Annotated in this window: 7 protein-coding genes and 1 tRNA gene; 5 read left to right on the top strand and 3 right to left on the bottom strand. The window is 64.4% G+C overall.

The window, feature by feature from the left end:
- A partial coding sequence (rlmB, locus tag VDP74_RS05970; RefSeq protein ID WP_322998706.1) for a 23S rRNA (guanosine(2251)-2'-O)-methyltransferase RlmB occupies positions 1-629 on the bottom strand: 629 nt, incomplete at its 3' end.
- Between the two features lie 85 nt (positions 630-714).
- Complete coding sequence (gene rnr / locus VDP74_RS05965; RefSeq protein WP_416232940.1) at positions 715-3,156, bottom strand: ribonuclease R; 2,442 nt, start codon at positions 3,154-3,156, stop codon at positions 715-717.
- A gap of 108 nt (positions 3,157-3,264) precedes the next feature.
- Here rnr and VDP74_RS05960 point away from each other — a divergent pair.
- Both VDP74_RS05960 and VDP74_RS05955 read left to right on the top strand, forming a co-directional pair.
- Positions 3,265-3,349: transfer RNA gene (locus tag VDP74_RS05960), tRNA-Leu, on the top strand.
- Positions 3,350-3,728: 379 nt separating this feature from the next.
- On the top strand, positions 3,729-3,938 hold the full coding sequence (locus tag VDP74_RS05955; RefSeq protein ID WP_322998705.1) for a cold-shock protein: 210 nt from the start codon (positions 3,729-3,731) through the stop codon (positions 3,936-3,938).
- Positions 3,939-4,105: 167 nt separating this feature from the next.
- On the opposite strand, the gene VDP74_RS05950 is transcribed toward VDP74_RS05955, so the two are convergent.
- On the bottom strand, positions 4,106-5,728 hold the full coding sequence (locus VDP74_RS05950) for a methyl-accepting chemotaxis protein (RefSeq protein ID WP_322998704.1): 1,623 nt from the start codon (positions 5,726-5,728) through the stop codon (positions 4,106-4,108).
- A 256-nt stretch (positions 5,729-5,984) separates the two neighbouring features.
- On the opposite strand from VDP74_RS05950, the gene VDP74_RS05945 reads away from it, so the two are divergent.
- Genes VDP74_RS05945 through VDP74_RS05935 form a run of 3 tightly spaced genes read left to right on the top strand, consistent with a single transcriptional unit; the run spans position 5,985 to position 12,188 of the window.
- The gene (locus VDP74_RS05945; RefSeq protein WP_322998703.1) at positions 5,985-6,893 is read left to right on the top strand and encodes a transporter substrate-binding domain-containing protein; all 909 of its coding nucleotides are present in this window, start codon (positions 5,985-5,987) and stop codon (positions 6,891-6,893) included.
- A 16-nt stretch (positions 6,894-6,909) separates the two neighbouring features.
- Positions 6,910-9,954, top strand: a complete 3,045-nt coding sequence (locus tag VDP74_RS05940) for a hybrid sensor histidine kinase/response regulator (RefSeq protein WP_322998702.1) — start codon at positions 6,910-6,912, stop codon at positions 9,952-9,954.
- Positions 9,951-12,188 carry an EAL domain-containing protein gene (locus VDP74_RS05935; RefSeq protein WP_322998701.1) on the top strand — a complete coding sequence of 746 codons (2,238 nt, stop codon included), beginning with the start codon at positions 9,951-9,953 and terminating at the stop codon, positions 12,186-12,188. Before VDP74_RS05940 ends, VDP74_RS05935 begins: the two co-directional genes overlap by 4 nt.
- The last annotated feature ends 7 nt before the right edge of the window (positions 12,189-12,195 follow it).

Here is a 12,195-nt window from a genome sequence, read left to right as displayed (position 1 = left end):
GTCAGGCGGCGCATGCCTTCGCCTTCGGCGCCCATGACCCAGGCCATGGGGCGGCGCGCATCGACCTGATGCAGGCTGCGGCTGGTGGCATCGTCCGTGCCGACCAGCCAGATGTCGCGCTCGCGCAGCGCCCGCAGCGTGCGGGCCAGGTTGGTGACCATCAGGTAGGGGACGGTGTCCGCGCCGCCGCAGGCTACGCGCTGTACCGTAGTGTTCAGCCCCACGGCGCGGTCCTTGGGGGCGATGACGGCATGCACGCCGGCGGCGTCGGCCGTGCGCAGGCAGGCACCCAGGTTGTGAGGGTCGGTCACGCCGTCCAGCACCAGCAGCAGCGCGGGTTCCTGGCGGTCTTCCAGGACGTCGAGCACCTCGTCGACCGAGATGGCCAGCGGCCGGGCCTGGGCCAGGGCGACGATGCCCTGGTGGCGCACGCCCCGGGCCAGGCCGTCCAGGCGCTGGGCGTCGGCCGCGTGCCAGCGCACGCTGGCGGCGTCCAGTTGCTGAATGCAGCGCTGCATGCGGGCGTCCTGGCGGCTGGTATCCAGATAGACGTCTCGGATCGAATCGGGGGCGTGGCGCAGACGCGCCTGCACGGCGTGGAATCCGGCCAGAATCTGTTGGGATGACATGGTCTTCCTGATGCGCGGTAAAAGGGACCCGCGCCGTTGCGGCGCGGGTCGTGTGGCCATTGTAGTGCGGGCGGGCCCGGCGGCGTCAGCTGCGCCGCTTGCGCGGGGATTCCTGGCGGGAGGCGCGTTTGGCCTCGGCGCGGCGCTGGTGGGCCGTGGTGCCTCTCAGGGCGGCGGGCTTGGCGCCGGCGGCTTTCTTGCGCGGCCGGGAACTGGTCGCGCGCGGTTCGCCTTCGATTTCGGCCTTCAGGGACTTGAAGTCTTCGCCTCGCACCGGGCGGAAATCGATGCGGCGGGCTTCCAGGTCGACGCGCGACACCTGCACCTGCAGCGTGTCGCCCAGCCGGTAGCGAAACCCCGTGCGTTCACCCCGCAACTCGTTCAGGGCTTCGTTGTACTGAAAGTAGTCGCTGCCCAGTTCGGAGATGTGGACCAGGCCTTCGACGTACAGGGTGTCCAGCGTGACGAAGACCCCGAAGCTGGTGACGCCGGTGATGTGGCCGCTGAAGACTTCGCCCACGTGTTCGCGCACGAACCAGCACTTGAGCCAGGCCTGGACATCGCGTGAGGCGTCGTCGGCGCGGCGTTCACGGGCCGACAACAGCGCCCCCAGGGCCTCCCAGGCATCGTGTTCGCGGACTTTGGCCGGCAGGGTCGGATCCAGGGCTTCGCCCGGCAGGGTGGGCGGCTGATAGCGCTGTTTGTGCAGGATGCTGCGGATGACGCGATGCACCAGCAGATCCGGGTAGCGGCGGATGGGCGAGGTGAAGTGCGCGTAATGATCGTAGGACAGGCCGAAGTGGCCGGTCAGTTCCGGACTGTAGATGGCCTGCTGCATGGATCGCAGGCACAGGGTCTGGATGGTGTCGAAATCGGGCCGGGCGCGGCTGGCCTGGATGAGTTTGGCGTAATCGCTGGTCTGCGGGTCGTCGCCACCGTCCAGTGTCAGGCCCAGGTGGCGCAGGGTCTCGCGCAGCGACTGCAGCTTTTCGGGAGTGGGGCCGTCGTGCACGCGAAACAGCGCCTGGCGTTTGTTGCGCACGATGAAGTCGGCCGCGCAGGTGTTGGCGGCCAGCATGCATTCTTCGATCAGCTTGTGGGCGTCGTTGCGGACGTAGGGTTCGATTTTCTCGATGCGCCCCAGCGGATTGCAGACGATGCGCGTTTCCACCGTGTCGAAGTCGATGGCCCCGCGCGCGCGGCGGGCCTGAGAGAAGGCCAGGAACAGTTCGTAGGCGGTCTGCACGTGTGGGTACAGGTCCCCCAGGTTCTGCGCCGCCGGCCCCTTGGGCTGCTGCAGCGCGGCCCAGATGTCGGTGTAGGTGGTGCGTGCGTGCGAGTGGATGACGGCTTCGTAGAATTGGTAGGCGGCCACGGTGCCGGCCTTGGCGCCGCCAGCAGGGATCATCATGTCGCAGACCATCACCAGGCGATCGGTGTCGGGATTCAGCGAACAGATGCCGTTGGACAGCGCCTCGGGCAGCATGGGGATCACGCGGCGCGGGAAATACACGCTGGTGCCACGGTCTATGGCGTCGTCGTCCAGGGCGGAGCCCGGTCGCACGTAGTGGCTGACGTCGGCGATGGCCACCAGCAGCCGCCAGCCCGGGCGGGAGCGCTTGGCCGTGCCCAGGTCGGTTTCCATGCAGAAGACGGCGTCGTCGAAGTCGCGGGCGTCCTCGCCGTCGATGGTGATGAAGGGCACATCGCGCAGATCGATGCGTCCGGAATATTCGCCGTCGCGCACGTGATCGGGGATGGATTCCAGCTGGCGCAGCGTGTCCTTGGAAAAATCCACCGGCACGTCGAATTTGCGCACGGCGATTTCGATTTCCATTCCGGGGTCGTCGATCTCGCCCAGCACTTCGACGATGCGACCCTGCGGCTGGATGTGGCTGGCGGGCTGGCGCATGATCTGCACCGTGACGACCTGCCCAGGTTCGGCGCCGCCCGTGTCCTGGGCAGCGATCAGGATGTCGTGCTTGATGCGCTGGTCTTCCGGGGCGACGACGAAGGCGCCGTGTTCCTTCAGGAAGCGGCCCACCAGTTTGACGGTGCGGCGTTCCAGGACCTCGACGATGGTGCCCTCGGGTCGGCCGCGATATTCGCCGCTGGCCCTGACCCGGACGCGGTCGCCGTGCAGGATCTTGCCCATTTCATGGGTGGACAGGAACAGGTCACGGCTGCCGTCATCCGGGATCAGGAAGCCGTAGCCGTCGCGGTGCCCCTGGACGGTACCGGTAATGAATTCGGTGTTGTTGCATATTTGCAACCTTCCCTGAGCGCTGAAGCGCACCTGGCCATCGCGTTCCATGGCTTTGACGCGGCGAATGAAGCCGGTGGACAGGGGAATCGAGGCCTGGGTAATGTCGGCCAGGGCTTCGAGTGACAGGGGTTTGTCAGCATGGCGCAGGGCGTCGAGCATCTGCTCGCGGCTGGGCACCTTAGGGTCGAAATCAGCGGGTAGTTCCGCAGCCGGCACGAAGGAAGCGTCGTGGTTATTGTCGTTGTTGGTTCGCTTTTTCAAAGGCTTGTTTGCATCCAAAAAAAATGTATTGTATAGTTCTGTCTTCGCTGAAACGACGCAATAAAACGCAGCGGTTCAACGAAAGCAATAGCATACACGTTATGCCGTGCCCAGGTGGCGGAATTGGTAGACGCGCATGGTTCAGGTCCATGTGCCGCAAGGTGTGGAGGTTCGAGTCCTCTCCTGGGCACCACTTCTTGGTTTTAAGAAGTCCAATTCAGTACGATGTCCTCCGACATCAAAAAGCAAAACCCGCGTAGACATTCAGTCTTGCGGGTTTTTTGCTTTCAGCGGGCCTAGTAGCGTCGGCCCAAAGTTCCTGAAGCCGTAGGCCCTATGCGAGAGCATCTCCATCTTGGTGTGGAATCCTTGGATCGGTGTCCAACTTTTGGGGTGCAGTTCACTCAGTCTGGCGAGTTTTTTGCTTTGGCGTCCAGGTGTCGGGGGACTGGAACGGATGACCGTTTTCTGCCGTTATCGTGTGTCATTTGGTAACATCGCTGGTTTTATCGGCTGGTATCCATCATAGTGTTCGAGGGAATATATTTTCCTTTTATATTTTAGGACTTACATTGAAAACAGAAACCGGCATCGTGAAGTGGTTCAACAATGACAAAGGATTTGGCTTTATCTCGCCTGAATCCGGCGGCAAAGACCTCTTCGCTCACTTCAGCGAAATTCAAGGCACGGGTCATCGGACTCTCGAAGAGAACCAGCGTGTCTCGTTTGTAGTCGGCCAAGGGCAAAAAGGCCCCTGCGCGACGCAGATCGTAGTGCTCTAAACAGTATCTTGCCTGCATAGGCAGGCTGATACAGAGCCACCAGGCGGGCCCCCTGAAACAGGGGGCCCGCCTTTTTAATGCAAAAACCCGCTGGATCCAGGATCCAGCGGGTTTTTGCATTCAGTGCCGTCGTGGCTGTGGGCGGGAATGGGGCGCGGCGTCTCGCGCTACTGCTGAGCCAGCAAGAGCGGGGCGGAACGCCTGCCGATCGCCGCCGTAGACGGTGTCGCCGCAGTGTCTTCCGGTGCGGCGTCCGCATCGTCCAGCGTAAAGGTCGCCACCAGGTCGGCCAGGGTGTCCGCCTGCTGGCGCAGGCTGCCGGCAGCCGCTGCAGAGGCTTCTACCAAGCTGGCATTTTGCCGGGTGACGCCGTCCATCTGCGTCATGGCGGAATTGATTTCCTCGATGCCGGTGGTCTGCTCGCGGCTGGCCGCGCTGATCTCGCCCATGATGTCGGTGACGCGGTTGATGCTGTCGACGATCTCCTGCATGGTGTTGCCGGCGTGGGCGGCCTGCTCGTTGCCCTTGGAGGCGGCCTGGACGGAGGTGTCGATCAGGTCCTTGATTTCCTTGGCGGCGCCGGCCGATCGTTGCGCCAGGGCGCGGACCTCGGCGGCGACCACGGCGAATCCCCGGCCCTGTTCGCCGGCGCGGGCGGCCTCGACGGCGGCGTTCAGCGCCAGGATGTTGGTCTGGAAGGCAATCGAATCGATCACGCCGATGATGTCGGCGACCTGCTGGGATTTGCTGTTGATCTCGCCCATGGTGCCCACCAGTTCGGCAACCATGGCGCCCCCGCTGGAGGCCGTGTGCGCGGCGGCGGCGGCCAGGGAATTCGCCTGTTGGGCGTTGTCGGCGTTCTGGCGCACGGTGGCGGTGATTTCTTCCATCGTGGCGGCGGTCTGCGCCAGGGAACTGGCCTGCTCTTCAGTGCGCGATGACAGGTCCAGGTTGCCTTCGGTGATCTGCGCCGAGGCTGCCGCGATGGCGTTGGAACTGCCGCGTACCTCGCCCACGGCCTGGCGCAGGTTGTCGGTCATGGTGCCCAGCGCCGTCAGCAATTGGCCGATCTCGTCGCTGCTGCGGGCATGGATGCTCACGGCCAACTGGCGCTGTGCCACTGTGCCGGCCAGGTTGACCGCATGGCGCAGCGGCCGCACGATGGATCGGGTGACGCGCCAGGCGAACAGCGGCGCCAGGATCAGGGCCAGCAGGGTGGCGATCGCCAGGACGGACAGCCCCAGTTGGCTGGATTGGGCGCTCTGGTCGAACAGTTGCTGCACGGAGTCGTTCTGGCGCTGCGACAGTTGATCGATCTGGGCCAGGTAGCCTGCCGTCATTTTCGGCAGCTGCTGGTTGAAGAAGGCGTCGGCCTCGCCGTAGTTGCCGCCGTCCAGATCCTTGAACGCCTTATCCCGGCTTTGCAGGTAGGCGGCCCGGTCCTTTGTGGCCTGTTGCAGCAGCGCCGAGGCGTCCGGGCTGCTTAGCATGGCGCCCAGCTGTTGGCTGATTTTCTGCGTCTGTTCGTCGGATGCGGCGATTGATTCTTTCAGCTTGCGCAGCGTGTCCGGATCGGCTGCCAGGGTGGCCTGCGTCTGGTTGGCGTTGATGCTGATCTGGCGTGTCAGTTGCTGCAGCAGATTGTTGGTTTGCAGGCGATCGTTCAGCGCCCGGTTGTCCTGTTGCGTATCCAGGATGCGCCAGGCGCCGATGCCCGACAGGATCAGCAGCAGGATGACGACGAAGCCGAAGCTCAGGGCCAATCGGGTACTGATTTTCAGATTGCGCATGGCGTGGTCTCGATGAAACAGGGAGGCCGGGCTATGTTAGTTGAGATATATAAAGTTGTGGTCTTGAAACATCATCTTTCTGATATGCCTGAATGTTATAGAAAAAGGCCTGGAACGAAGTATCGGTAGAAAGCAGGGGAATGACGGCGAGTTGAGTGATGCTTTGATACATGTCTGTGCTATTCTGACCCTGTCCTCACCTGTGGGCCGACATCTGCCAAGACAGATGGCGCCTGGTGACAGCAGGGGAATCGGTATGAAACAGTGTGTCGCAGTCTGGAGGGTACTTGCGGAAACAAGCACGATGTGGGTGCGCAGCCTGTCGTGCGCCTTGCTGTGCGCCTGTCTGCTCGGGCCGGCGGTGGCTGCTCAGGCCCCTGATCGGACACTGACCTATTTCCCGGTCGGCCCCATCTACGAATATCGCTGGAAAGTCCTTGAGCTGGCCCTGAACCACGTTCGCAAGGCCTCAGGCACCTCGATCAGCTTGCGCCCCTACGACGAAAAGGTCACGCAGAATCGGGGCATCCACCTGTTGCAAAGCGGCGAGATCGACGTCATCGCCCTGGGTACGAACGACGAGCGCGAAGTCGTGATGCGGCCGATCCGCATCGATATTTCCCGGGGCGTCGTCGGCTATCGGGTGTTCCTGATTTCCGAATCCGACCAGGACCGTATCGCACGGATGGATGACGAGGCCTTCAAGACGCAACTGAGCTTTGGCCTGAGTAGCCAGTGGGCGGATGTGCCCGTCATGCGGGCCAACGGCTATACAGTCGTCACGGCGACGGAATACGATCGCCTTTTCCCCATGCTGGCGGCCCATCGTTTCGATGCCATGCCCAGGGGCATCGGCGAGGCAGACATCGAACTCAAGGCCCAGCGCCCGACTTATCCGCAATTGGCCATCGAAAAGACGCGCGCCCTGTTCTTCCCGTATCCCATCTATTTCTGGGTGCGCCTGGAAGATGCGCAGTTGGCCGAGCAGATCGAACGGGGGCTGGATGCCGCGCTGGCGGACGGCTCGTTCCAGCGCCTGTTCCAGACGTACCACGCTGCCATGATCAAGGACCTGAAGCGTTCCACCCGCCGGGTCATCCGCCTGGATAACCCCTTGCTACCCCCCGACACGGCAGAAATCGATACTGGATGGTGGTGGCGCTGATGCGGGTGCGGCCTGAATGAAGACGGCATCAACCCTGTCCAGGCGGCTGCTGCGGTCCATGCTGCCGTGGTACCTGCTGGTGACCATCGGTTTGGTGGCGGTGCAGCTCACCATCCAGTATGCCGGTATCAGCCGGGCAGTTTCAGACGATCTGGCGTCGTTGGGCCGCACGGTCGAACCGGCCGTGACGGGCGCCGTGTGGGAACTCGACCGAGGACAGTTGCTCAAGGTTCTGGACAGCGTGCGGCAGAATGCCATCATCAGCGGCGTGCAGGTCACCTCGTCGGACGGCGATATTCTGGCCGACCGCAATTGGCCGCGGTCAACGGCCGATATCCGCCGCTCCGTCCTGTTCGTGAGCGGGCACGTCGCCGCCTTGCCGCTGCACCATGCTGCGGCGGATGGCGACATCCAGATGATCGGCACGCTCGGTCTGTACACCGATCCGGTCGTGATCTGGGATCGGCTCAAGTACGGCTTCGTGGTTGCGTTGCTGAATTCCCTGATTCTCAGCGGGGTGCTGTGGATGCTGTTCGTCTGGACGATCCGCAGTCGTCTGTCGAACACGTTGGCCGCAGTCGTCTCGGCCGTCAAGAGCTGGCATTTCGATGTCAACGGGGCTGCCGTCCAGGCTGCGCCCCTGGCATACCCGTATGCCGATGAATTGGGTGCACTGGTGGACGCCCTGGATGACGGCCGCCGGCGCTTGTCGGCCTCGATGCGCGCGCTCGAGGACCTGAACCAGACGCTGGAATCCAAAGTCGTGGTCCGCACGCAGGAACTGCAGCGGGCCAAGGAAACCGCCGAGCATGCCACGCGGGTCAAATCCGACTTCCTGGCCACCATGAGCCATGAAATCCGTACGCCGATGAACGCCATCCTGGGCATGCTGTACCTGGCGCTCAAGGAAGACATGTCGTCGGGCTTGCGCAACCGGCTGTCCAAGGCTCAGGGCGCGGCCCAGTCCCTGCTGGGCATCATCAACGACGTGCTGGATTTCTCCAAGCTGGAAGCCGGAAAATTGGTGGTCGAGCAGGTCGAATTCGAGCTTGAAACGGTACTGGAACGGCTGGTGGATGCGGTTGGCCTTCAGGCCGAGGCCAAAGGCATCGAGTTCCTGATCCGGCACGATCCCGCCATCCCGACACTGCTGACGGGCGATCCGCTGCGCCTGGGCCAGGTCCTGCTCAATCTGTGCGGCAACGCGGTCAAGTTCACCGAACAGGGCGAGGTCGAACTGTCCCTGCTGTGCCAGGACCAGGATGAGGACGGCGTCACGGTTCGCATCAGCGTGCGCGATACGGGCATCGGCATGTCCTCCGACCAGATCCGTGCGCTGTTCCAGAAGTTCACCCAGGCCGATCAGTCCATGACGCGCCGCTATGGCGGTACAGGGTTGGGTCTGGCGATCTGCAAGAGCCTGGCGGAATTGATGGGGGGACGCCTGTGGGTGGAATCTTCCCAGCCGGATCAGGGAACGACGATGTGTTTCACCGTGCGGCTGGCCGTCGCGCGGCAGACGCAGGATACGCAGCGTCAGTTGCTCGAACGCATCGGCTCGCGGCTGCAGGGCTGGCGGGTGCTGGTCGTGGACGACAATCCGGTGTCGGTGGAAATTCTGTCCGAGATGCTGCGTTTCTTTCATCTTGACGTCAGCACCGCCAGCCATGGAACGCAGGCACTGACGATGCTGCGTCAGGCCAGTGGACGGCCCTACGACCTGGTCCTGATGGACTGGCGCATGCCCGGCATGAACGGCGATGAGGTCGCCGGGCGCATCCAGACCGATCCCGCCATTGCGCATCAGCCAAAAATCGTCATGGTGACTGCCTACGGCAGCGAAGACATCATGCGCCGGGCGGCACAGACCGGCATGGATGGTTTCCTGATCAAGCCGGTGTCGCCCTCGTCGCTGCTGGATACGATGCTGTCCGTGCTGGGTCGGGGCCGCCTGATGTCGGATGCGAATGACGGTCGCGCCGCAGGCGGGCTGGTCGGCGACACCGGGCTGGCAGGCGCCCGGATCCTGTTGGTCGAGGATAACGACATCAATCGCGAATTCGCGGTGGAACTGCTGCGCGGCGAAGGCATGTCGGTGGACGAGGCCGCCGATGGACGCGAAGCGGTGGATCGGGTCCAGCGCAAGTCCTACGACGCAGTGCTGATGGACATCCAGATGCCGGTCATGGACGGCCTGCAGGCGGCGCGGCGAATCCGTCGCCTGGGACAGGCGCCGGGTCGGGCGCGGCTGGCCGAGCTGCCCATCATCGCCATGACGGCGCTGGCGATGGCATCGGACGCCCAGGCCAGCCAGGATGCGGGTATGAACGATCACGTCACGAAGCCCATCGACCCGGATCACCTGCTGGCGACGCTCATGCGCTGGGTGAAGGTGCCGGCCGATCGGGCCGCAGGTTCCGTGGCGCCGGCGGCAGAGGGTGTGCCGGGCCGCTTGCCCGGCGACCTGCTGGCCCTGACGCACCTGGACGCCGCCGATGGCGTGCGCCGCATTGGCGGGCGGGCGCAATCGTATCGCAGGCAGTTGCAGCGCTTCCGGGCGCAATACGAAGACGCCATCGCGGTCTTGCGGCGGCTGCTGACCCAGACGGGTCTGAGCGCGGCCGAGGCGCATTGCCACATGCTCAAGGGCGTGGCCGGCAACATCGGCGCGCGCGCGCTGTTTGCCGGCGTATCGCAGATCGACACCCGGCTCAAGCAGGGCCTGCCGCCCGATGATGAGCTGCTGGATCAGGCCCAGGCCCTGCTACGGGACGTGCTGGCCGACATCGATTCCCTGTCTCGGGACGATCTGTCCGATGCCCCGGCGGCCACGCCGCTGTCGGACGCAGCGGTGCGCGACCTGCTGGATCGGCTGCGGCAGTCGATCGAGTCCGACCTGGGGGCTGCCGAGGCGTTGCTCGATGAATTGCGCCAAGGAGTGGCGGGCACGCCATTGCTCAGCCAGATCGAGGATATTGCCGAAAAACTGGACCGCTTCGATCTGGATGCCGCCCTGGCGTTGATCGAGACCGTCCCCCTGTCACCGGAGCCTGCCCCATGATCGCGCCATCGACTCAGTCCGATCCGCAGGCGGCCGCCGCCAGCCGCGCCAGACTGCTGATCGTCGATGATGCGGCGGTCAATCTGCACACGCTGGTAGGCATCTTCCGGGAAGACTACGCCATTTCCGCTGCCACCAGCGGGCACAAGGCCATCGAGATGGCAGGGCATGAACCACGTCCGGACCTGATCCTGCTGGATATCCAGATGCCGGACATGGATGGCTATGAGGTGCTGGCGGCCTTGAAGCAGAACGTCGCGACGGCGGACATCCCGGTGATCTTCGTGACGGCCCTGGCCGAGGCGGCGGATGCGGCGCGCGGCCTTTTGATGGGCGCGGCGGATTACGTCACCAAGCCCATCAATCCCGAATTGTTCAAGACACGCGTGCGCAACCAGATCGAGCTGCGGCGGTACCGGCGCATGCCCTCGACCTTCGATCTCGTGCCACAGGCCGATCCGGCTTGCGCTGCGACCTTGCTGGTCGTCGACGACGTGCCCGAGAACATCCACGAGCTGCTGGCCGCCCTGCGCGATGAGTTCCGTATCCTGGTGGCGGGCGATGGCGTGCGGGCGCTGGAGATCATTCAGGGGCCGTCGCCGCCCGACCTGGTCCTGCTGGATGTGATGATGCCGGGCATGGACGGCTACGAGGTCTGCCGGCGCATCAAATCGGCGCCCGGGGGCCGCAACCTGCCGGTGATGTTCGTCACCGTGGTCGACGACACTCAGGACAAGCTGCGCGGATTCGCCCTGGGGGCGGCCGATTACGTGACCAAGCCCTTCGATATCGAGGAAGTCCGCGCCAGGGTGCGCGCCCACCTGGAACTGGCGCGCCTGCGCCGTTTCCTGGAAGATCTGGTGGCGCAGCGCACTGCCATGCTGCAGGTCAGCGAGGAAAAATACCGGATCCTGACGCATCGCGACCCCCTGACCGGCCTGCCCAACCGCGTCCTGTTCGCCGAACTGCTGGCGCATGCGGTCCAGATGGCCGGGCATGGCGCGGGGCGCTTTGCATTGTTGTGCCTGGATCTGGACAAATTCGCAGCCATCAACGAGACCCAGGGGCATGGCCAGGGCGACCGGGTGCTGCTTCAGGTGGCGCAGCGCCTGCGCGGCCTGTTGTCCGAGCGCGACGCCCTGGCGCGGGTGGGCGGCGACGAGTTCTACCTGATCCTGGATCGGGACCAGGGCGAACAGGGCACGGATCTGGCCGCTCAGCGCCTGCTTGACGCCCTGGCCGTACCCTTCGAGGTCGATGGGCAGGCGGTCTACGTCAGCGCCGGCATCGGCGTGGCCCTGTATCCCGAAGACGGTGAGTCCGCAGAGATCCTGTTGAGTCGGGCCGATGCGACGCTGCACCAGGCCAAGGCGGACGGGCGGGGCAGCCTGCGCTTCTTTTCGCCCGAGATCATGCTGCGCGCCCAGGAACGCCTGTCGCTGGAGGCCGAGCTGCGCCGCGCGCTGGAACAGGGGGAATTCCAGGTGCATTACCAGCCGCAATTGCATCTGGGCCAGTTGGCGGTGACGGGGCTGGAGGCCCTGGTGCGCTGGCAGCATCCGCAACGCGGCCTGGTCGCGCCGGGCGAATTCATTTCCCTGGCCGAGGAAAGCGGCCTGATCATCCCGCTGGGCCATTGGGTGCTGCAGGAAGTCGGTCGCCAGATGCGGCAGTGGCGCGACGAGGGCCGGGCGCCCGGCTATGTGGCGGTAAATCTGTGCGCCCTGCAGCTGGATTGCGAAGGCTTCGCCGAATCCGTGCAGGCCGTGCTGCAGTCCAACGGCCTGCCGCCCGAGTGCCTGGAACTGGAAATCACCGAAAGCTGCCTGATGGCCGACCGCGTGCGCGCCAGCGCAGCGCTGGAAACGCTGCGCCATCTGGGCGTGCGCCTGTCCATCGACGATTTCGGCACGGGTTATTCGTCCATGTCCTATCTGCAGCACCTGAAGGTGCATCGGCTGAAGATCGACATGTCCTTCATCCGGGGCCTGGAAACCAATCCGGGCAATGTGCCGATCGTCACCGCCATCATCGCCCTGGGACACAGCCTGGGGCTGGACATCGTCGCCGAGGGGGTCGAGACCCCGCAGCAGCTGGACCATCTGCGGCGCCTGGGCTGCGACCTGATCCAGGGCTATCTGGTGGGCCGCCCCGTGCCCGCCGAACAGGCACTGGATCTGCAGTTCGGGGCCGATCACCCGGTCGCGGCAATCTTGAGCGGGCAGGGCGCCTGACGGCCGG

The sequence above is a fragment of the Castellaniella sp. genome, assembly GCF_034674885.1.
In the GTDB taxonomy this organism is placed as follows: Bacteria; Pseudomonadota; Gammaproteobacteria; order Burkholderiales; family Burkholderiaceae_B; genus Castellaniella.
The sequence above is the reverse complement of the archived record's forward strand: the minus strand, read 5'-3'. Positions and strand labels throughout refer to the sequence as shown.

Bases quoted from the DNA above. Each gene is read 5' to 3' on its own strand.
- VDP74_RS05950 (WP_322998704.1), bottom strand. From the start codon at position 5,728: ATGCGCAATCTGAAAATCAGTACCCGATTGGCCCTGAGCTTCGGCTTC.
- VDP74_RS05940 (WP_322998702.1), top strand. From the start codon at position 6,910: ATGAAGACGGCATCAACCCTGTCCAGGCGGCTGCTGCGGTCCATGCTG.
- VDP74_RS05935 (WP_322998701.1), top strand. From the start codon at position 9,951: ATGATCGCGCCATCGACTCAGTCCGATCCGCAGGCGGCCGCCGCCAGC.
- VDP74_RS05945 (WP_322998703.1), top strand. From the start codon at position 5,985: ATGAAACAGTGTGTCGCAGTCTGGAGGGTACTTGCGGAAACAAGCACG.